Origin of the sequence: Rhodococcus sp. T2V, from assembly GCF_029269925.1 — a bacterium.
Taxonomy (GTDB): domain Bacteria; phylum Actinomycetota; class Actinomycetes; order Mycobacteriales; family Mycobacteriaceae; genus Rhodococcus_F; species Rhodococcus_F koreensis.
Map to the genome: position 1 here is coordinate 18,708 of NZ_JARJBD010000082.1, position 20,115 is coordinate 38,822.

The following is a 20,115-nucleotide window of genomic DNA, read 5'->3' on the forward strand; positions in this document are numbered from 1 at the left end:
ACAAAGCGAGCAGGATGCGCACCAACCCAATAGCAGTATCGGTTCTGCAGCCAACATCGTCAAGACCCGAGGGGCTCGATCCCTTTCCGCAAGCCACCCACGGGCCCCGTCCGAGACCCCGAGCGGAGTCGCCATCGTGCGCTTCACACCTGCATTTTCCATGGGAGACGCATCGCCCAAACCCCAAAACTCCCGCGTGGCACCCTCGATTGCGCGCCATACGGAATTCGGTTCCCACCCGTCGAGCACCCTTGTCATTGACATTCGACGCACCGTACGATGCAGTAACGGTTCTGCAATCCGATCTGGAGTAAATATGACAGTCAGTGAAGGTCTTGATCCTGCGACTCACGTGCCCCTCACCGAGCAGTTCGTCGGACCGACAGGACACCCACTTCTGCCCGGCGGCTTCGGGCGCGGAATGATGGCGGTAGCGCCATGGGCGCCGATGGTGGCACGCGGCGAGGGTTGCTGGATTATCGACGAGGACGATCGTCGCGTCCTCGACATGAACAACAACTTCACCGCGAACATTCTGGGAAATGCACATCCAGACGTCGTTCAGGCGATCTCCGATGCCGCTGCCGACGGTTGCTCGTTCGGAATGTCGCATCGCTACGAGATTCGACACGGTGAGCGCCTGCTACGGCGGTTCCCCGCTATGGACCAAGTCCGCTACGTCAACTCAGGCACCGAAGCAACCATGCTCGCGATTCGAGTAGCGCGAGCGGCAACCGGCCGAGACCCCATCGTCGTCGTCCGCGGCTCCTACCACGGATGGAACGACACGGTCCTTTCGACCGGTGGACCGCACGCGGCGAGAGGGGTGCCGAAGTCCACGCTCGCCGACACGCTGGTCGTTCCTTTCGACGATGTCGATGCACTCCAGCGAACAGTTCGTCAGAGCGACGGTCGCATCGCAGCCATTGTCCTGGACCTACTGCCCAACCGGGTCGGCATGGTTCCACCCTCCGACGAATTCATCGACGCTGCGGCGAGCCTCGCATACGAGTTCGGTGCAGCACTCATCGTCGATGAGGTCGTGAGTTTCCGCCTGCACACCGGTGGCCTGACGACCGCCCGCTCGGTGCCGGCAGACATGGTCGCACTGGGAAAAACGATTGGCGGCGGGCTTGCCGCCGGCGCCGTCGTGGGGAAGGCGCGGTGGATGCGGGAACTCGACGTGTTCAGCTCCACGGGCCTGGAAGGGGGTGGCACCTGCTCGGCGAACCCGCCCACCATGGCGGCGGGAAGTGTGGTGCTCGACCTGCTCGACGAGAGCGAAATCGCGCGACTCGCCCGGCTCGGCGACCGGTTCCGCGCCGGACTCGCCACCGCATTCGCCACCTACGGGTGGGAACCACGAGGGCAGGGATCTCTGTCGCGGCTATACCCTCTCGGCCTGCCGGACTCGGCCGCTGTCGCGGAATCCCAACGGCGATTGTGGTGGGCTGCATACGAACGCGGAATCTTTGTGGCCAAACACGGCGTCGCGGCAATCTCCACTCCCATGACAGAGGAGCTCATCGATGACGCGGCCGCGGCACTGAGCGAGGCTGTTGCAGTAGTACAGAAGGCAGACCAGTCTTGAGGTCAGACCGTCAGGTCGACTCGAGTTGGAAAGAGGTGACGCACTCCGTCCACCCACCGCAGATCACAATCGACTCAGCGCTACGCGCGTCTGGCTCGACCAACGCCCCCACCAAGTTTTGTTGCAATAGTCGCGGAGAAACACGAGGAATACCGATGGACCCATCAACTTCAGGCGCGAGTGTAGATGTCATAGGCGTCACGAAGCGCTACGGCGACGCACCGCCGGCTGTGGATTCGCTTGATCTACACATCAAACCAGGCGAGTTCCTTACCCTTCTCGGCCCGAGCGGATCCGGCAAGACGACAACCCTGAACATGATCGCGGGGTTCGTCGATCTGACCGAGGGTGAGGTCCGCATGGACGGCACCCAGATCAGCGCACTTCCACCCCACCGTCGCAACATCGGCATGGTCTTCCAGCACTATGCGTTGTTTCCGCATATGTCCGTCGCAGACAACATTGCGTACCCGCTTCGCCAACGGAGAGTCGCGAAGAGCGAAATCGCCCGGGCGGTATCGGAGTCGCTGGAGAAAGTGCAACTCACCAAGTACGCCAACCGGCTGCCCCGTGAGCTGTCCGGCGGTCAGCAGCAGCGCGTAGCCGTAGCCCGCGCCACTGTCTTCAAACCGCGGTTGCTTCTCATGGACGAACCCCTGGGTGCCCTGGACAAGAAACTCCGCGAGGCATTGCAACTCAGTTTCAAAGAGTTGCACCGCGACCTCGGCATCACCATGGTCTGTGTCACCCACGACCAGGAGGAGGCCTTGGTCATGTCCGATCGCATCGCCCTGTTCAACGAGGGCCGGATCGAGCAGATGGGAAGCGTGACCGACCTCTATGAGCGTCCCTCCTCACGGTTTGTCGCCAGCTTCCTCGGACAATCGAACATGCTCGACGGTGTAGCCCGGCATGACGATGCCACCACGGCGGTGTCTTACGGATCCCTTGCCCTCCGCGGACGACGCTCGGAGGTGGCGGACGGGTCCGCGGCGACTCTCGTGATTCGACCGGAACGGACCCGGATTGTGCGCGAGTCGGATTCGTATGCCGGCAACGTGCTGCGGGGTTACGTCCGCGACGTCGTATATCTCGGTGCGACAAGCAAGCTCGTCGTTGACCTCGAGGCCGGAGCGACCTGGACTGTGGCCCTTCCGGCGGGAATGATCAACGTGCCGGCGATTGGGTCGACGGTGGAACTGACGTTCGACGAGAAGGACGCCTTCGTCGTACCGCCGAGCAGCCATCTCGGTAAGGCGATCTTGTCCGGGTCGTGACTGACGCGAGGCACTGCGCCACACCAGGCTGTAGGCGCGATCGGAGTCACCGCCCACAGCCTGGTGTGCCGCGAACAGTCTCGACTCCAGCCCAGCGAACCAGGTGAGGCTTGGTGATACGGCTCAGGTCAGGCATGACGGCGTCCGACACCCCGACGCTGTCATCTCGCCCAGCGGCATCTGCATAGGGCACGTGCCACCGTGCACCACGGGGGTGCAGCTGTCCTTTGAGCCCTGATCCCGCGCATCACCAGTCCCGCTCGGCATCGCCCGACCCGTGCAGCTGCCGCGGCGTGGGCCATGCAGGGTAAAACCGTGCTTCGGGCGGCCGATGCAGCCCTGCAGCAGATGCCATGTTCTCGCGCACCCGGACCGATGCTCCGCCCGGAGATCCGCTGCCAGCGACTCCTCAAACCAATGCGGGTAGACGGCGAGGCCCCCGATACCTCTGACGGGGGTATCGAGGGCCTTGCCACTGGATGTGAACTCAGCTGATGGACTGCTCCGTTTCGGTGACCTCCCGAGCTGCCGCGACCAGCTTCTCGACGATCTCGTCGATCACACCGTCGTCCATTGCGGTTGAAATCACCACCAGCGCCGCAGGAGTCACCAGCAGTCCATGATCGAGCGCCTTCCAAAAGAACGCACTTGGCGCCGCGGAATCATCAGCACGAAGGACTCGCGCGAGTGAACCATACCCACGAACGCCCCATCCCTCGGGCAACCGGGCACCCAACGACTCCCGCAGCCGAGCGCCCAGGGAATTGATCCGCTCGATCGCGGCGGAATCCAGCCCTTCGAGGGTGGCCAGACCAGCTGCCATTGTTAACGGGTTCCCGGTGAACGTCCCGGACGAATAGATCGCGCCCGGCCGCGTCGGGTCCAGCAATGCCATCGCCCGAGTGTTGCCCCCGATTGCACCGACTGGCAGACCGCCTCCGATGATCTTGCCCATGGTTGTCAGGTCGGGCCGCACCGACACCGCCGCCTGCAGACCACCGACATGATGGCGTAACGAGACGACCTCGTCGAACGCCAACATCGCGCCGGTGGTGTCGCACAACCGCCGCGCCGCCCGCAGATACTCGTCGGACAACTGGCGCAGCCCGGTGTAGTTGGCCATCAAGTCGACAATGATCATGGCCAGGTCGTCACCGGCCTCCGCTGCGGCGGCCTCGAGCGCGTCGACATCATTGAAGGGCACCGGCCGACTCAAGGCGCTGACCTCCGCCGGGATTCCGGCCTTCTGGTACCCCCCGGAGATTGCCAAAGCTGCATCCCCCGAACCGTGATACGCACCGCCCACGCCGACAATCGTCGACCTGCCGGTGCTGGCTCGCGCCAGACGCATTGCGGTCTGCACCGCCTCCGTACCGGAATTGGTGAAGCGGACCTGTTCGACACTCTCGATTCGATCGGCGATCATCGCGGCCAACTGGTACTCGGTGGTGTGCGGCACCCCGAAGCAAAAGGAACCCGACTCGGCCAGGGAGACGACCGCATTGACGGCTGGAGCATATCCATGGCCGTGGATCAGCACGGTAAAGTTGTTGTGCGCATCGATGATCCACCGACCGGTCTCGTCGAGAAGTCGGCACCCGACACCACGAACGGCTGCCGGTGGGACACGCCCGCCGACGAACAGGCCGGTCCGGCCGGCACCTCCCGGAAGTACCTTCCGTGCTAACAAATGATCGTCCACCACTGTCATGCGCCCAATGCTGGCAGTGGACAACCTCCCTGAGTAGTGGCCGCCGAGCCAACGACCCCTGACAAATCTGTCGTCGGAGCCATACGTCTACGGATCGACAGCGCGCCGGGCCGAGCGACCATGGTCGTCCCGGAAACCTTGGAGCAAGTCCTCGGCGCGTAACGCGAGCGACAAGTCGACGATGTCGTCGACTCGGGTGAGCTTGCGGTTCGTGATGCGCTCGATGTTGCGGAGTCGGTAGGCAAGGGTGTGCGTATGGATGTGCAGTGCCGCCGCAGTCCTGTCGTGACGTCGATCCTGCGCGAGGAGTGTGCGCAGCGACAGGATCAGATCAGAGTCATGCGCGCGGTCGTACTCGATGATCGGGCCCAGGATCTCCGCAACGATACGTTCCAGTTGCGATTCCTCGAGCGGAAGCCAGCCCGACAGACGCTCTCGCTCCGAGTAGCGAACGATGCGCTCGCGCCAGCGACGTGCCAGCCCCAGGCCCCACTGCGCCTGACGCTCGGCGACCATCAGCGGGCCGTCGACGGACAGCGGTGTACTTGCACCTACATGTCGCACGCCGGGCGCCGAACCGATGAGTTCGAGCGTGGCCTCCTCATCCGCGCACAGTACGAAAAGGTGTTGACGTCGGAGCATTTGGTGCGTGATGCCGCGGCTGCGGAGCCGATAGTTCAGGGCGGCGTCGAGACTTTCTGCCTGATCGACGGCCAGCAGCACAAGCCGGCGATCGATGTCGAATCCCCCCTTGGTGAGCCGACGCGCCTGGGCTCCCGCGTACACCTCGCCGGTCAGGAGCATGAAGAGCGTCTCCGCACCCTCGCGTCTCTCGACCTCCCATCCGCGGAAGGCGTTGCTCAGTTCGACCGCGACGATCGTCGATGCGTGCTGAACGCTCGCGAGCCGGGCAGAGCCCGGGCGTTTCTCCCGCGCCAACAGATAGCCAGTCACCTCTCCGGCCAGCACGATTGGTACGGCGTAGCCGCCGTCGAAAACCGGCGAGGTACCAACCTTCAGGGGCAGATGCTCGAGCAGACTCGCCGGTGGCGGAGGAATGCTCGGCAGCAGTCGTTCTCCTTCGGGGTCGCACAAGTACAAGTCGCATCGCGCCGCATTCTCGAGCCGGTCGAAGACCTCGTCCACCGACAGACCTCGCTCGGTCGTGCTGCGCATTGTCTCCAGGATGCGGAGGTGGTCGACGAGTCCGTCGCGTAAGGCCCCGACGTTGGACGCCGCGACCACCTTCGTAATTGCGCTGAATGGGATGTCGTATGGAATCTCGAGCAGGGGAAACCCCGCCGTGTCGGCGAGTCCGAGAACGGTAGGGTCGATCGCGGCTGGAACATCGCGGCCACCTGCACCGTCTGCGGCATCGCGGGTGGTGAGCTGCCGACGGCCCACCGCAAGCCCTGCAGCCCCGCGGTCGATCAACTTCTCGACGTAGTCGCGCTGACTCTCCGGTGCCGTCGGCCAACCGACCCCGGACGTGGTGATGAGGAGCTCACCGCCTTCGAGCCATTGAGCGGGCTGTTCGAGCTGTGAGACGTGCGCCCAGGTCACCGACCGTCCCAGACCTCGCTCCCCCGCGCAGACCGAGAGCCCGAGATGACCGAGCTCGACGAGCTGACGGACAGTGATTGTCATGGCGTTTGCTCCCCATGGAGTCGAAGAAAAGAGCGCGCCAGCTGATCGTTGCCGGGATCCCGCTGCGCTTGTGGCTACCATTATGTAGCGCCCAAGGATTTGTGTCTGCAGCCACCCACCAAGCGGTCGAGGTCCGGACACTGCGGTCGGAGTGGCGATTACCGTGGTGACCGCTGATCTCGGCCGACCGCACAAGGGGTTCGACAATGCCGAACCAACCGTGAGTCGTGGCGAGTCCACGCACGTTCGCCGACCCCCCAGAGATGTTCGGTTCCTGCGGCGTGTCCGCGTGACCGCCATCCTGAAAGACCGCGCCCGGACGCGGGCGTTCTCCTTGTCGCTGCCGCACCCATTGTCGTCGCGCATCTGGCGCCCACTACCGGATAGTGTCTCCCGCGCCGAATCCTCGATTCAGGGGATCGGGCGCACGCTCGCGCACGAGGACGCGCCAAATACGCTGTGGCACTGCGCTTAACACGCCAGATTCAGCAAGTTCCCGAGTAGCAGCCATCGCGATGCTACGCCTCCCGCCCACACGCGCGCAGGTCTGCGCGATCCACTTCCCACCCCAAGCTCTCCGAGAGCGTACTCCGCATAACCACCGCCGCAACTCTCACTCAAATGACACACCACTTCAACAGGGTGGAGGATCAATCAAGCTGGTGAAAGCCATAGCTTCACCTGAACCTCTTGATGAACCGACTAAAAGTGGAGTACGCTCTCACTAAATCGGTCGGAAGTGAGGAAACGATGGCGTTCTTTCCAGGTGTCACAGTCGGTGGTGTCACGGTCGGAGATCAGGAAGTGAAGTTCTACGACTCGGGGCACAAGCACATCAGCCAGTCGGAGCGCACCGTCGTGCTCTGCCATGGGACGGGCGGCAGTGCCGAGGGGAACTTCTGGGCACTCTTCCCCATGCTTGCCATGCGACATCGCGTAGTTGCTTTCGAGTTTGTCGATCCGACTGAGGAACTGGGCCCCGACGAGATGGCGGCGCATTACGTCAGCCAGGTATCCGCCGTCATCCGGACCGTCTCACCCGAGACGCCGGTCGAGCTCGTCGGCTACTCATTTGGCGCTGTCATCGCCGCAAAAACTGCGGCGGAGAACCCGACTGCCGTGCACAACCTCGTCTTGATCGCCGGCTGGCTGGTAACCGATACACAGCAACGCCTGCGAAACGACGTATGGTTCGCCTTGCACGACAGTGGACATCGGGCGCTCGCCGACTTCACCGTGTTTACCCAGTACAGTCAGCAATTCGTCAACTCTCGTCTTCCCCACGAACTGGAGAACGAACGGCACAAGGTGCTCACGGGTGGTCCGGACCGTGCCGCGAAAATGCGGTTCAACCGGTCTGTCGACATCTCCGACGCGGCCGAAAGTATCACCGCTCCCACACTCGTCATCGGCTGCACACAGGACCAAGTAGCACCGATCCGGCACTCCTACCTCCTGTTCGGGGCGATTTCTGACGCACGGCTGGTCGAAGTGGACTCCGGACACGGGGTACTGACCGAACGCCCGTCGGAAGTCTTCATACTGATCGACGATTTCGTGCGCGAGCCGCATGCAGTCGCTGCCGGCGGAGTACTCGAGAATGACCACGCATAGAAAGGCACGGCCCATGACCATCACACCACACTCCTCCAGCGACGACGGCGTCGGAATCGAGAGAGCACAGGTCATCATCATCGGCACAGGATTCTCGGGACTTGGCCTGGCAGTGCAGCTTCGACGGTCGGGAGAAACCGACTTCGTCATGCTGGAGCGGGCCGGCGACGTCGGTGGGACCTGGCGTGACAACACCTACCCCGGAGCCGCGTGCGATATCCAGTCGCACCTCTACTCCTACTCGTTCCGCCCCAACGCTCACTGGTCGCGCGTGTATGCCACCCAACCCGAGATCCGGAGATATCTCCAAGACACCGCACGAGAAGAAGGTATCTACCCTCATATTCACTTCAACTCGACGGTCACTGATGCAGTCTGGGACGACGCCGACGCGATGTGGACGGTGACGACACCCACCGGTATCTTCACGGCCCCGGTTCTCGTCTCGGCCGCAGGTCATCTGTCCGATCCCGCTTACCCCGACATTGACGGCATCGGGGTTTTCGCAGGCCAGATCTTCCACTCCGCTCGGTGGAATCACGATGCCGATCTCACAGGCAAGCGGATCGGCGTTATCGGCACCGGCGCCTCGGCGATCCAGATCGTGCCGGAGATTCAGAAGGTGGCCGGCCACCTGACCGTCTTTCAACGCTCCGCGCCGTACATTGTTCCGCGCCGGGACCATGTGTACTCCGCCGCAGAGAAGGGAATGGTCAGCAGACTCCCGAAAGTCGCTCAACGTCTTCGCGACCACCTGTTCTGGGAGAACGAGTCCCGCCTTCCGCAGCGCCGTCGGGTTCCGACCTTCATCGACCAGATCCGGCACACAGCCCTAGGACACATGCACGCTCAAGTCTGTGATCCTGACCTCCGCGAGAAACTCACCCCCCACTTCGAGGTCGGCTGCAAACGTATCCTGATCTCAAACGACTACTATCCCGCCATCTCTCAGGAGAACGTGACACTGGAAACGGCGGGAATTGCGAGCATCGACACCACGGGTGTCGTGCTGGCCAACGGCGAGCACGTGGATCTCGATGTCCTCGTCGTCGCCACTGGTTTCGAGGCGGCAGATCTACCGATCGCGAAGGTCATTCGCGGACGCAACGCCGAGGTCCTCTCGGAGCAATGGCAGGAAGGTGGCAAAGCCTTCGCGTGTGCGACGGTCAGCGGTTTCCCCAACCTGTTCGTGATGCTGGGCCCCAACACCGGCCTGGGAGCAGGCTCGATCATCTACATGGTCGAGACCCAGATCGACTACATCCGAGGCGGGATCGAGGCCATCCTGCGTGATGATCTCGTCATCGAACCCGATCCTGCTACCCAGGAAGCCTACGTCCAGTCGATCTATGACCGCAGCGAGGGCTCGGTGTGGGTGGCCGGTGGCTGCGCGAGTTGGTATCTGCATCCCCGCAGCGGCCGGCTCACCACACTGTGGCCGGACTTCATGAGCCAGTTCCGTCGCGAGAACGGAACCTTCGATCTCGCCTCGTATCAGGTTTCGGACGCAGTGGTGGATGCGACGAGGTGATAGTCGCTTTGGTGACCGGACTGACCACGAGCACCTCGACCACCGTGCACCGGGAACACGACCTCAACGAAGGGCCCTGGTGAGCTCAACGAAGGGCCCTGGTGAGGGTGCCGGCGTCGGGTTCTGAGGTGCGTGGTCCGTCTGCGACGGCGCAGAGCTACTTGGCCGGTCTGTGCACCGTTCGGCACCGGCGGTGCAGGTGAGCGACAGCCCGTAGCGGCACGCCCGAGAGCCACGAACAGGGCATCCTCCCTCGTTTTGCTACAGAGTGGGCGATCCCGCTCGGGTTCGTCCGCCCCGCTCACCACCTCCTCGCAACGCAGGCCTTGTCGTTCAGGGCCTGCGTTGGGAGGCGTCTGGCGGGACCTGCCCACCGGGTAACCAGGTGCATCCTGAAACCCGTTGTTTCTGTCAATGATCCGACTCCCAGCACGCACATCACACCACCACTGCGGCGTAGGTCGACCGCGGCGAGCACCAGATTCGTGCCCAAGCACTGGCACGACCGCCAGCAGATGACCGCGCTCCACTAGTGCGGCACCCACACTCGCCGGCCACAACGCGTACCCCGACACCCGCGCGGAGCTCACCAGGAGCGGGCCCCGCGTCCATAGGCGCAGGGGCCTGCCGGCGGGTGCACACTCCACAAGTTCGGGCTCGCGACCGGTGATCGCCGTTCAACGCTCCGCACTGTCACGTTCGGATCGCGAGTGGCACAAGCTGGGCGCGCAACCTCGGCTCCAGCCGTTCCCAGATGGACGCGGGATCAAAATTACGAACTGGCGTGCGGTCAATTTCGTGAATGTAGGTACCGTGACAGTTCTGGGCCACAATCCCGGGATCCACCGATTCAATTATCGCCCCATCCGACTGCCCCTCACGGAGGATGTGCGTGGTCAACCGGATAGTCCGATCGCCCTGAGCAAGGTGGCGAGCGCTCTCACTGGAACCGGGATTGAAACCCTCACGTAAATATAGCGCCGCGTTTACCGGGTTCAGCAGGTAAAAATCGCAGCGAACCTGGTAAGAGTGTAAAACACGAGAGACATAGAACGCCGCCGAGGAAGCCCCCTCGACATGCCGGTGGGCGGCGGCTACAGCATCATCCTGCTCGATACGATTAAGCACCGAGTCAAGCTGATCCCCATAGACAATTGTCAGCAACTCCTCTTTACTGTTGATGTACCGAAAGAGGGTGGCCTCGCCAATATTCGCCGCCGCAGCCACTGCCTTTGTCGTAATCTCGTCGAATGAGAACTCGAGGAGCAGCCGAGCCGCAGCATCGGCAATTCGCTGCTTTCGATCCAGTTTGGCAAGCTCACGTTGCCCAACTGGCCCATCAGGAACAGACCCACGAAGCAACGTCATAACACAACCCACCTCGAGACAGCCAGCGGGACACACTCACCGTCGAATCTCCCGCAATTCATGGGGGTACACTATCACTCTCAGCCCATGATTCACCGCCCGAAGCTCGCCCCGCCCGACCATCCTACGCAGGCCGGGCTTGATCCCCCGCTGAGTCGTCACGACGGCGATGGCGTCCCCGACACGGTCGCGTGCATCCGTCGGCAGCGCGGTGAAACCGATTGCAGTGCACCAATGGCCGCATCGACGCCATCCCGAGCGTAAATGCGGCCCGCCGCGCGGAGGACTCCGCTCCTCTGAGACGCATATCCGGTGGCAGTCCACTACACCCGACGTCAAATCCTGTTGAACGGGATCGAACAGTGTGCAACGCCCGAGACTGACTCCACCGGAGAGGCAACCTCCTCAGTTGCGACCGGCCACGAGCTGAAGTCCGGCAATCCTGGTCACGGGTAGCGCCCCCGAAGGCGGTGGGCCTCCGCGACCCTCGCCACCGCAAGACACGTCGCGGCTGTTCGCAGCGACAGCGAATGTGCGTCGGCGTATCGCAGCACAAAGTCCCAGGCGCACTCCATCCGTTCCGCCAGCCGCGCTTGCACCTCCTTCTCGGTCCACCAGTACGCCTGGTTCGCCTGAACCCACTCGAAGTAGGACACGATCACTCCTCCGGCATTGGCCAGAATGTCCGGAACAACCAGCACGCCGTGCGCCTCGAGGATCCGGTCCGCGTCCGGAGTGGTCGGGCCGTTTGCGCCCTCGACGATGACGCTGGCTTGCACCAGAGGAGCGTTGTCGAGGTCGATGACGCCCTCGATCGCTGCGGGCACGAGCAGATCGACATCCAGGAGTACCAGGCCGTCCGGGTCGAGTTCCTCACCTCCCGCGAACCCGACGACGGAACCTGTTGCGTCGACGTGCTTCTCCAGCAGCTCGAGAGCGAGTCCTTCCCTGCAGACAGTGGCCCCGAATTGATCGCTCACCGCGACGACCCGCAGCCCTGCTTCGGCGAGGAAGCGGGCGGCACTTCGACCGACCTTGCCGAAGCCCTGGACCGCAGCCGTCGCCGTGGCGCGATCGATACCCCGGTGCCGCAGCGCCGCGAGGGCGATGTGGACTACTCCGCGCGATGTGGACGAGCTGCGTCCGAGTGAACCCCCCAGACGTAGTGGCTTACCGGTCGTCGAGCCGAGCACGGTGTGACCACGGCCGACCGAGTATGTGTCCATCATCCAGGCCATCGTCTGCTCGTCCGTGCCGATGTCGGGTGCGGGGATATCGCGTTCAGGTCCGATGAAGGTTCCGATCTCGCTGGTGTAGCGCCGGGTCACGCGCTCGAGCTCGGCCTCCGAGTAGTTGTGCGGATCGAATGCAATGCCGCCCTTCGCCCCGCCGTACGGAACATCGACGAGAGCGCACTTCCACGTCATCCACATCGCCAGCGCCCGTACCTCGTCGAGGTTGACATGGGGACTGTACCGGAGACCCCCCTTGGCCGGCCCTCGCGAAAGATTGTGCTGGACTCGGTGTCCCATGAGGACCTCGACGCTGCCATCGTCGCGCCGCAACGGAATGGAGACGGTCATCTCCCGCCTCGGAACCGCGAGCATGTCGTATACACCCCCTCCCAATCCGAGAACTTGGCACGCATCGGAGAGTTGGGATCGAGCTGCAGCAAGGGCAGTTGTGTCACCAACGAGATGGACGGTTGCGGTCATGAGCCCATGTTGGTCCGGCAACCACTGCATCGCCCTAGGCAACAGAACCAGAAATAACGCTGTTCCTAGGGCACATCGACAAACCATCCGGATCGGGACCAGAACGCTGGGACCGTGGCCGCGGCGCATCCACAGTCCTCGAAGTACCACCCGCGGGGACGCACGCACCGAACCGTCACGAAAATGCGTCGCGCGAGAAATTCTCCGACCACACCCGGGAGGCCGCTCGTCCTCACCGCCAGCACGACCTCGGTCCCGCGGATACCCACCGTCCGCCCGGTCATTACCCGCTCCGGGTGCTGCCGGCCGTCTACGGACCGGGTAGCAGCATGTCCAGTACGGTCCGGTCGGCACCCGGCCACCGACAATGCTGTGCGGGTGATGTGCAGCCACGCATCGGCCCACCCGGCATCGATATCCGCCCACAGTTGATACCGGGCGCCCAGGACGCGGAACGCACACCGGGCTGCTCCGGGGGATGCATACGCAGCGAAATCCGCTCGGACACCACTGCGCCACCCAGAACACGAACTCCTCCGGACCGGTGGTGCGGCGATCCGACAGCAGTCGGCCCCGTTCCCGGACGGTCAGATGCCACCCGCCCTCGGGTGCACTCCAACAGAACAGAAGCCCATCCTCGTGCGCCTGCCCGAGCGCCGGCATGTCCTCCGGCAGCGCCCCCATCCGCCGGGTCACCGCCAGGATCCGCCCGCGCCTCTCCTCGTCGAGAAGATCGTCATCCCACCGATCCACCACATCCCCAGCAGCCCGGAGAACACCGACGTGGCCGCGGCACCGCATTCGGAATGCGCTCACCCACAGCCGGCATCATTCTCCTCCGCACCGCACACACACGGTGCACCCGAAACCGACTGCAGCACCGTACACACGAGCGGAGACAACTCCACACACCACCGCGATGAGCACCAGGCACCGGGACAACTTGCCCCTCGCGACACCAGCGGGTCGCGCACCGGCCGAGAACCGCGGGTGCTCACTTTCGATCAGCCGGCGTCACCCCGCACGTCGCCGCATCATCCCCACGGCGGATCGACCATCGTGAAGAAGCGGCGAGCACCCTCTCTCGGGCCCATCCGCCGGCATCGACCGGCACCGACCACACCACCGTCCGCGTCGGCGGTTTTTCGTCCGTCGACCACCCTGAGCGCGACTTCAACGCGTCCGTGCCGGCACAGATCATGCAGCCCCGGCGCGAGGATCGGGTGGGCCACAGATGTCGACCCACGGTTCGGCAGGTCAGCACGCAGCCCCACCCACGGGCACGCCGTCAGCCAGGGCGTCCCGGCCGAGCCCGATGATGCTCCGCCTGGCCACCCCTAGGCCGCCACCTCCACATCCCCGCTCGAGCACCAGTCCCGTCAACGACGTATCGGCCCACGGCCCGCGCGCCGATGATCCGGTCCGGCGGGATGCCCCGGCCGCGCAGCATTGCCTCGGCAACCACCGCGCCGACGGACCGACCGAGACACACCGCGGTCAGCCCCCCTCATCGCACCTGCTCCCCGTCAGCGCCGACACGGTCTCGGGGCACATCGTCACGGCGCGGCATCCGGCCCCGGAGCCCCCCGGTCGGGGGCGGAAGATCGCCCGGCTCAGGCTCAGTCTGCGGCCGGTGCGGACCGCTGCGTGCGCAAAAACTGCCCTCTACCAGCACAGATCCGGTGAGGTGCGGGTGACGTACGGTGTGGGAATGGGATCGAGTATCACCAGCCTGTACGCACGCGTGGCGCAGAACTTCACCAATCGACTCCTTCACTGCCCGCAGGACCGCTGGAACTCGGCCTCCCCCTGCCCGGGCTGGACCGCCTGGGACGTCGCCGCCCATGTGGTGGGTAACCACCGACGGGCCTGCGCAGGGCTCCGGGGACACGACTACCGGGTGCCGACCGCCGGGGAGGACGTGGTGGCCGCATGGCTGGAGGCGACGGCCCGGGTCCAGACCGCCCTCAAGACGGAGGCGACCGCCCAGCAGGTATTGGGTGCCGAGTTCGGCAACCTGCCTTTCGAGCACTTCGTCCGGCGGATGGCATGCGCCGACACGCTGATTCATACCTGGGATTTCGCGCGCGCCACCGGGCAGGACGAACACCTCGACCCCGAGGCCGTCGAGCTGGCCCGAACCTTTCTCGTCGCAGAAGACGACCGGATCCGGCTCCCCCACGCCTTCGGGGCCAAGGTGGCGCCCACAGACAACGCCGACGCCCAGACCCAGCTGTTGAACTTCCTGGGCCGAACCACCTAACAGAACGAACTTCCGTGGCGCACAGAGTCCGCCGCCCGGCCCTACTGCCGGTGGCCAGAATCCGGCAGCCGCCGCACCGTCATCTCCGCGCGGCGAGATCGGCTGTGCCGAGAGAGAACACCGAACCCTCAATCCACGACGAGGAACCGGCGGGCGAGGGGAACGGATGCCGACCGCTGCCGCTGCGGGCAATCACCACCGGATCACCACCTCCCCGAACCGGCACCCGGCGATCGCCCCGTCCCCGGCAGCCCACTCCCGCCCGAACATCGCCACCTGCACCTCCCGCACACGCAGGGTGCCATACGAGAACAACTGTCCCCGGCGATCTTCTCGTGCGGGAACTCCCCGACCCGATGACCAGCAATCGGAGATCGGAGACCGGACTCGAACCCCCGCCTCACCAGCCAGTTCGACCATCAGCACCACACAATTGCGCACGTGATGTCCGGGTGGGCATGAAACAACCGCTACCGCGCTGCCACACCGGCTCCACAGCGTCGCGCAGCGCGATCGTCGCCCAGCACACAGGTGCATCCGAAACCGGCCTCCCACCCCTCGAAGATCGGCCCGAAATCGAGGAAGACGACGTCATCGTCAGCGATCGTCAGATCCGGCGGATTCGACCGGTACGGCTCGAGCGTGGTGCCCCCGGAACGGACGATCCGCTTGTGCCAGCACCGGCGCGTGCCGAACATCTCGTCCGCCAGGTCCCGAACCCCGTCCCTGACCTGCGATTCGGAAGCGCAAGGGGCGATCAGACCCCGCACGAGGCGGGCACAAACCGTCGGCTCCAGAACTGGGAGACGGTCATCGTCACACGGGGAACGACCGCGACAGTGTGCGATACGTCGTCGCCGAACGATGCCGCGTTTCTTTGCAGCGCTCACCGTCGTCACCGAGACCGGCGGCCCCGACCTGTTTGGGGATGTACTGGCCATACCATACGGAGGTCGAGGGGACCGCGGTCGGTCGTGACGCCTGTCGCGCTACTCGATGTTCTGCAGTTTCTTGCGACGGCGGTAGTCTGCCGCTTTGATCCGGTTGCCGCACTCCGCCATTCCGCACCAGCGGCGGGAGAAGCCGCGGGAGAGATCGACGAACAGTCGGGTGCAGTCGGGGTTCGAGCATTCCTTGACCTTCGCCATTTCCGGGGAGCCGATCAGCTCGATGGCGTCCCGGGCGAGGAGGCTCAGCGTGTTGCCGGGTGTGCCGGTGGAGGTCGTGTGGCCCTCGCGGGTGAGGGTGAGGGTGGGCAGCGGTCCCGCGGCGGCGGTGTTGAGGAGGCCGACCTCCGCTTCGGTCGCGCGAGGGGTGCTGCCGGTCAGCGCCGCACCGACGGCGCCGTAGATCGCTTCCCGCAGTCGCAGCGCGTCGTGGACGTCGTCGGTCGAGGGCGACGCCATCTCGTCGCACAGGTGCGCCCCGGTCACCCACCGTTGCAAGTCGGCCGGCGTCTCGAGAAGCTCGGTGCGCAGGGTGCGCCGCCAGAGGATGGTGCCGGCGAAGTCCAGGCAGTGCCGTCCACTCACATACACGAACTCGTTCACGTCACCATCTTGACAGGTGACGCGAACGAGTTCAAACTTCTTCCATGATTCCCGTCACCCCCTAGGGCGGTGACGTCACTGTGGCCGGTTCGTCTCGGTGGCGGCGACGGAACTCATTCCCACAGCGTTCCCACCAACAGCGTTCTCACCAAAGGAGCCCGGATTCCATGTACGACGATGCGCACGCCCCCGCGCCGACCCGAGGCCCCACCGCGCCTGCACTGACCACCGCCACGATCGCCGCCCGGATGGAACGACTGCCGTGGTGTCGTGTCCAGCGGAACCTCTTCCTCGTGATTGCCACCGCCTGGTTCTTCGACTCGATCGATTTGGGCGCCATGACATTCCTGCTGTCACCGATCAGCCACCACTTCTCGCTCACCGCAGCACAGACAGGGGTACTCGGCAGCGCAAGCTTCGCCGGAATGTTCTTCGGCGCCGTCGGAGCCGGCGCCATCGCCGACCGATTCGGCCGCCAGCGGGTCTTCAAATACAGCATCGTCGCCTGGGGCCTGGCGAGCGTCGGACTCGCCCTGTCCTGGAACTTCGAATCCCTGCTCACCTTCCGATTCCTGCTCGGCGTCGGCATGGGAGCGGAGTTCCCGGTGGCCGCCGCGATCCTCGCCGAATTCATGCCGTCGTCGAAGCGCGGGCGCTACGCCGCCCTGCTCGAGGGGGCCTGGCCGATCGGATTCATCACCGCCGGCGCCGTGTCCTACCTCCTGGTCGCCTCCACGTTCGGCTGGCGCGGATTCTTTCTCATGCAGGCCGGCCTGGCCGTGATCGCCCTGATCATTCGCCGGAACCTGCCGGAGTCACCGCGGTGGCAGGTCTCCCGGGGCCACGCGGCCGCAGCGGAGCGCACCCTGGCCTCGATCGAAAGCGCGGTGCGCGAGGCGACCGGCCGGCCGTTGCCCGAACCCGAGCCCGTGCCCGGCGCACACGGGGAGACCACCGACCGGGGCGGGTTCCGCGCACTGTTCCTTCCCGCACACACAGCGCGCACCCTGACGGTATGGGCGGTGTGGTTTTGCCTGATGACCGGCTACTACGGGCTGACGACCTGGATCGGCAAGCTCCTGACCGACAACGGCCTCGACGTCGCCAAGAGCATCGGATTCGTCCTCGCCATGGCCCTGTGGGGAATCCCCGGATTCCTCTCGGCCGCGTACCTGATCGAGCGGATCGGACGACGATACTGCCTCGCCGGGTACACCATCGGATCCGGCATCGCCGCCTTCTTCTACGGCCAGAGTTCGGGCACCTTCGAGTTGATCCTCGCCGGATCGTTCCTGCAGTTCTTCTTCTTCGGCATGTTCTCCTCGATCTTCGCCTACACCCCCGAACTGTTCCCCACCCGCAGCCGCGGCGCGGGAGTCGGTTCCGCCACCGCCCTGGGCCGGCTGGGTTCGGTCTTCGGCCCCATCGCGGTCCCCTTCCTGCTCGGCTTCGGCGGCACCGGCCTGGTGTTCTCCACCAGCGCGGTCCTGTTCGCGATCGGCGCGCTGATCGTGCTCACCCGCCTCCCCGAAACGAAAGACGCCGTCCTCGAACAGATCCACTGACCCTCACCACATTCCCACCACAACGAAAGCGAATCCCGTGAACACCGACGAATACTTGCACTTCCTCGACCGCGCCCTCGATGGCATGCTCGCCGTCCTCGGCGAACTCGGCGACGAGCGCGCCAATCAGGCACCCCCCTTCGACGGCGCGAACTCCCCCTGGGCCATCACCTACCACTGCACCGAGGTCGCCGACTACTGGATCGGCCACCTGATCGGCGGCCGCGAGAGCACCCGCGACCGTGACGCCGAGTTCACCGCCCGGGGAACCATCGCCGACCTCACCCGCACGATCACCGCCCTGCGGGCGAACCTGCAGAGCGACCTCGACGGCTTCGACCCCGCTGCGCCGCTGACGAACACCCCACCGGCCGACTACGAGGGGCCGAGCCGCCAACTGACCCCGATCGGGGTCCTCCTCCACGTTCTCGAGGAACTCGCCCAACACCACGGACAGGTCGAGGTTTCCCGCGACGCCCTGTCCACCGTCCCGACGGACGCGGCACTGTGAGCACCCCGACCACACCGCGCCCCCGGTTCCCCGGGTTCGACGACCTCGACCTCGGCGACCTGTCCCGGCGCACCGGGGTGAAATGGGCGCGCGCCGTCGACGCCGGTGCACTCCCGGCCTGGGTCGCCGACATGGACTTTCCCGTCGCCCCGCAGATACGCGATGCACTGACCGACGTCATCGACCGCGGCGACCTCGGCTACCCGAACTGGTCGGGCGGGACCCCGTTGCGTGCCGAGTTCGCGCGGCGGATGTCCGACCGCTACGGCTGGCAGATCGACCCCGCCCACGTGCGGGAGCAGACCGATCTGATCCAGGCGCTGCAGCTGATCCTTCGTCTCGGTACCCGACCCGGAGATGCGGTGGTCATTCAGACCCCGAACTACCCCCCGTTCCTGGCGACGATCGAGACGATGGGGCGGCGCACCGTCGAATTCCCCTTCGTCGACACCGAGGACGGGTGGGCGCTCGACTTCGACGAGTTCGCGAGCACCCTGGCACGGCACCGGCCCACGGTGCTCGTCCTCGTCAACCCACACAACCCGACGGGTCGAGTACACACCCGCGGCGAACTCGAACGCATCGCCGACCTCGCCGAACGGTACGACCTACTGGTGATCAGCGACGAAATCCACGCCGAACTGATCTACGAACCGCACCGGCACATCCCGTTCGCGTCGATCAGCGAGGACGCCGCATCGCGGACCGTGACCGTCACCTCCGCCGGCAAGGCGTTCAACCTCGCCGGTCTGCGCTGCGCGGTGCTGCACTACGGCCCCACGGACCTGCTGACGGTCCGGGACAACGAACCCCCCGACCTCTACGGCGCGGTGTCGGTTCTCGGGATCGTCGGCTCCCTCGCCGCGTGGCAGCACGGGCAGGCATGGCAGGACACCCTCCTCCGCGTCCTCGACCGCAACCGCGCCCGGGTCCACGACATCCTGACCCGGGCGCTGCCCACTGCCCGGCACCACCCGCCCGAGGCCACATATCTCAGCTGGATCAACGTCTCGGCCCTACCGGTCGACGACCCGATCGACCGCATCCGCCGCGCCGGGCACGTACTCGTCGACGGCGGTGTCCCCTTCGGGAAGACCGGTGACCGATTCATCCGGATCAACTTCGCCACCTCGCAGGCCCTGCTCGACCGGGTGCTCTCCGGCATCACCAGCGCACTGCGCGACCAACACATAGACCCCGCCGCGCCAACCACCGAACACGACCCCTGCACCCAGAGGTAAAGGACCGATGCACATGACCACCGCCATCGCCACCACCCACGCACCAACCGCGGCGCATCTCTACAACCAGGGCATCCAGGTCGGCGACCTGGTGTTCTGCAGCGGGCAACTACCCCTGACCGCCGACACGGGCGAGCTCGTCGCACCGGGCGATCCACAGGCCCAAACGCGGCAGGCCCTCGCGAATGTGGCCGCAGTGCTCACGGCCGCAGGCAGCTCCCTCGAGCACGTCGTCAAAACGACGATCTTCCTCACAGACATCGAAGACATCGCCGCCGTCAATGCCATCTACGCCGAAACCTTCACCGGCGTCAAACCCGCCCGATCCTGCATCGCCGTACACGCACTCCCCCACCACGATGCCCTCGTGGAAATCGAGGTCGTCGCCACCAGAACCCCGGGACCGCCATAACCGCCGACACGGTGCACCGGACCGGACAAGTGCAACCGCCCTCACATCCCACCACCTCAACCAGCCCAACGCGTCAGCACCCCCCGGACGTTCCGACGCCCAAGCGATGCTCACGCGCG

General features: G+C 65.0%; 15 protein-coding genes. 9 read left to right on the forward strand and 6 right to left on the reverse strand.

Annotated elements, in window-relative coordinates; all coding sequences use genetic code 11:
• The first annotated feature begins 316 nt into the window (after nucleotides 1–316).
• Entirely contained in the window at nucleotides 317–1,591 is a 1,275-nt protein-coding gene (locus P3H15_RS41125; RefSeq protein WP_276142539.1) for an aspartate aminotransferase family protein, read from the forward strand.
• A gap of 155 nt (nucleotides 1,592–1,746) precedes the next feature.
• Nucleotides 1,747–2,868 (forward strand): ABC transporter ATP-binding protein, encoded by a 1,122-nt coding sequence (locus tag P3H15_RS41130; RefSeq protein ID WP_276142540.1) that lies wholly within the window; start codon nucleotides 1,747–1,749, stop codon nucleotides 2,866–2,868.
• A 487-nt stretch (nucleotides 2,869–3,355) separates the two neighbouring features.
• On the opposite strand, the gene P3H15_RS41135 is transcribed toward P3H15_RS41130, so the two are convergent.
• Together P3H15_RS41135 and P3H15_RS41140 are read right to left on the reverse strand one after the other, a co-directional pair.
• Nucleotides 3,356–4,579, reverse strand: a complete 1,224-nt coding sequence (locus P3H15_RS41135; protein ID WP_276142541.1) for an aminotransferase class III-fold pyridoxal phosphate-dependent enzyme — start codon at nucleotides 4,577–4,579, stop codon at nucleotides 3,356–3,358.
• Nucleotides 4,580–4,666: 87 nt separating this feature from the next.
• Nucleotides 4,667–6,226 carry a PucR family transcriptional regulator gene (locus P3H15_RS41140; RefSeq protein ID WP_276142542.1) on the reverse strand — a complete coding sequence of 520 codons (1,560 nt, stop codon included), beginning with the start codon at nucleotides 6,224–6,226 and terminating at the stop codon, nucleotides 4,667–4,669.
• A gap of 750 nt (nucleotides 6,227–6,976) precedes the next feature.
• Here P3H15_RS41140 and P3H15_RS41145 point away from each other — a divergent pair.
• Nucleotides 6,977–7,840, forward strand: a complete 864-nt coding sequence (locus P3H15_RS41145; RefSeq protein WP_276142543.1) for an alpha/beta fold hydrolase — start codon at nucleotides 6,977–6,979, stop codon at nucleotides 7,838–7,840.
• Between the two features lie 13 nt (nucleotides 7,841–7,853).
• Nucleotides 7,854–9,371 carry an NAD(P)/FAD-dependent oxidoreductase gene (locus tag P3H15_RS41150; protein WP_276142544.1) on the forward strand — a complete coding sequence of 506 codons (1,518 nt, stop codon included), beginning with the start codon at nucleotides 7,854–7,856 and terminating at the stop codon, nucleotides 9,369–9,371.
• Nucleotides 9,372–10,064: 693 nt separating this feature from the next.
• Here P3H15_RS41150 and P3H15_RS41155 read toward each other — a convergent pair.
• The gene (locus tag P3H15_RS41155; RefSeq protein ID WP_276142545.1) at nucleotides 10,065–10,739 is read right to left on the reverse strand and encodes a TetR/AcrR family transcriptional regulator; all 675 of its coding nucleotides are present in this window, start codon (nucleotides 10,737–10,739) and stop codon (nucleotides 10,065–10,067) included.
• Nucleotides 10,740–11,185: 446 nt separating this feature from the next.
• Nucleotides 11,186–12,322, reverse strand: coding sequence for a Glu/Leu/Phe/Val dehydrogenase (locus tag P3H15_RS41160; RefSeq protein WP_276142546.1), 1,137 nt, complete (start codon nucleotides 12,320–12,322; stop codon nucleotides 11,186–11,188).
• A gap of 1,843 nt (nucleotides 12,323–14,165) precedes the next feature.
• Here P3H15_RS41160 and P3H15_RS41165 point away from each other — a divergent pair.
• A complete protein-coding gene (locus tag P3H15_RS41165) occupies nucleotides 14,166–14,717 on the forward strand; it encodes a TIGR03086 family metal-binding protein (protein WP_276142547.1) in 552 nt (183 codons plus the stop codon).
• Nucleotides 14,718–15,187: 470 nt separating this feature from the next.
• Here the strand turns inward: P3H15_RS41165 and P3H15_RS55590 are convergent, their stop codons facing one another.
• Together P3H15_RS55590 and P3H15_RS41175 are read right to left on the reverse strand one after the other, a co-directional pair.
• Nucleotides 15,188–15,658, reverse strand: a complete 471-nt coding sequence (locus P3H15_RS55590; RefSeq protein WP_346348834.1) for a M24 family metallopeptidase — start codon at nucleotides 15,656–15,658, stop codon at nucleotides 15,188–15,190.
• Between the two features lie 48 nt (nucleotides 15,659–15,706).
• A complete protein-coding gene (locus P3H15_RS41175; protein WP_276142549.1) occupies nucleotides 15,707–16,267 on the reverse strand; it encodes an ABATE domain-containing protein in 561 nt (186 codons plus the stop codon).
• Nucleotides 16,268–16,434: 167 nt separating this feature from the next.
• Between P3H15_RS41175 and P3H15_RS41180 the strand changes: the two genes are divergently transcribed.
• The 4 genes from P3H15_RS41180 to P3H15_RS41195 are packed head-to-tail and all read left to right on the forward strand — an operon-like array spanning nucleotide 16,435 to nucleotide 19,996.
• On the forward strand, nucleotides 16,435–17,832 hold the full coding sequence (locus tag P3H15_RS41180) for an MFS transporter (RefSeq protein WP_276142550.1): 1,398 nt from the start codon (nucleotides 16,435–16,437) through the stop codon (nucleotides 17,830–17,832).
• A 37-nt stretch (nucleotides 17,833–17,869) separates the two neighbouring features.
• Nucleotides 17,870–18,343, forward strand: coding sequence for a DinB family protein (locus P3H15_RS41185; protein WP_276142551.1), 474 nt, complete (start codon nucleotides 17,870–17,872; stop codon nucleotides 18,341–18,343).
• Entirely contained in the window at nucleotides 18,340–19,584 is a 1,245-nt protein-coding gene (locus P3H15_RS41190; protein WP_276142552.1) for a MalY/PatB family protein, read from the forward strand. The genes P3H15_RS41185 and P3H15_RS41190 overlap by 4 nt, the downstream gene beginning before the upstream one ends.
• 13 nt (nucleotides 19,585–19,597) lie before the next feature.
• Entirely contained in the window at nucleotides 19,598–19,996 is a 399-nt protein-coding gene (locus P3H15_RS41195; protein ID WP_276142553.1) for a Rid family detoxifying hydrolase, read from the forward strand.
• Nucleotides 19,997–20,115 lie beyond the last annotated feature (119 nt).

Coding starts and splice junctions, on each gene's coding strand:
- P3H15_RS41155 (WP_276142545.1), bottom strand. CDS start 10,739: ATGACGTTGCTTCGTGGGTCTGTTCCTGATGGGCCAGTTGGGCAACGT.
- P3H15_RS41140 (WP_276142542.1), bottom strand. CDS start 6,226: ATGACAATCACTGTCCGTCAGCTCGTCGAGCTCGGTCATCTCGGGCTC.
- P3H15_RS41130 (WP_276142540.1), top strand. CDS start 1,747: ATGGACCCATCAACTTCAGGCGCGAGTGTAGATGTCATAGGCGTCACG.
- P3H15_RS41145 (WP_276142543.1), top strand. CDS start 6,977: ATGGCGTTCTTTCCAGGTGTCACAGTCGGTGGTGTCACGGTCGGAGAT.
- P3H15_RS41135 (WP_276142541.1), bottom strand. CDS start 4,579: ATGACAGTGGTGGACGATCATTTGTTAGCACGGAAGGTACTTCCGGGA.
- P3H15_RS41195 (WP_276142553.1), top strand. CDS start 19,598: ATGACCACCGCCATCGCCACCACCCACGCACCAACCGCGGCGCATCTC.
- P3H15_RS41125 (WP_276142539.1), top strand. CDS start 317: ATGACAGTCAGTGAAGGTCTTGATCCTGCGACTCACGTGCCCCTCACC.
- P3H15_RS41160 (WP_276142546.1), bottom strand. CDS start 12,322: ATGACCGTCTCCATTCCGTTGCGGCGCGACGATGGCAGCGTCGAGGTC.
- P3H15_RS55590 (WP_346348834.1), bottom strand. CDS start 15,658: ATGGCCAGTACATCCCCAAACAGGTCGGGGCCGCCGGTCTCGGTGACG.
- P3H15_RS41180 (WP_276142550.1), top strand. CDS start 16,435: ATGTACGACGATGCGCACGCCCCCGCGCCGACCCGAGGCCCCACCGCG.
- P3H15_RS41165 (WP_276142547.1), top strand. CDS start 14,166: ATGGGATCGAGTATCACCAGCCTGTACGCACGCGTGGCGCAGAACTTC.
- P3H15_RS41150 (WP_276142544.1), top strand. CDS start 7,854: ATGACCATCACACCACACTCCTCCAGCGACGACGGCGTCGGAATCGAG.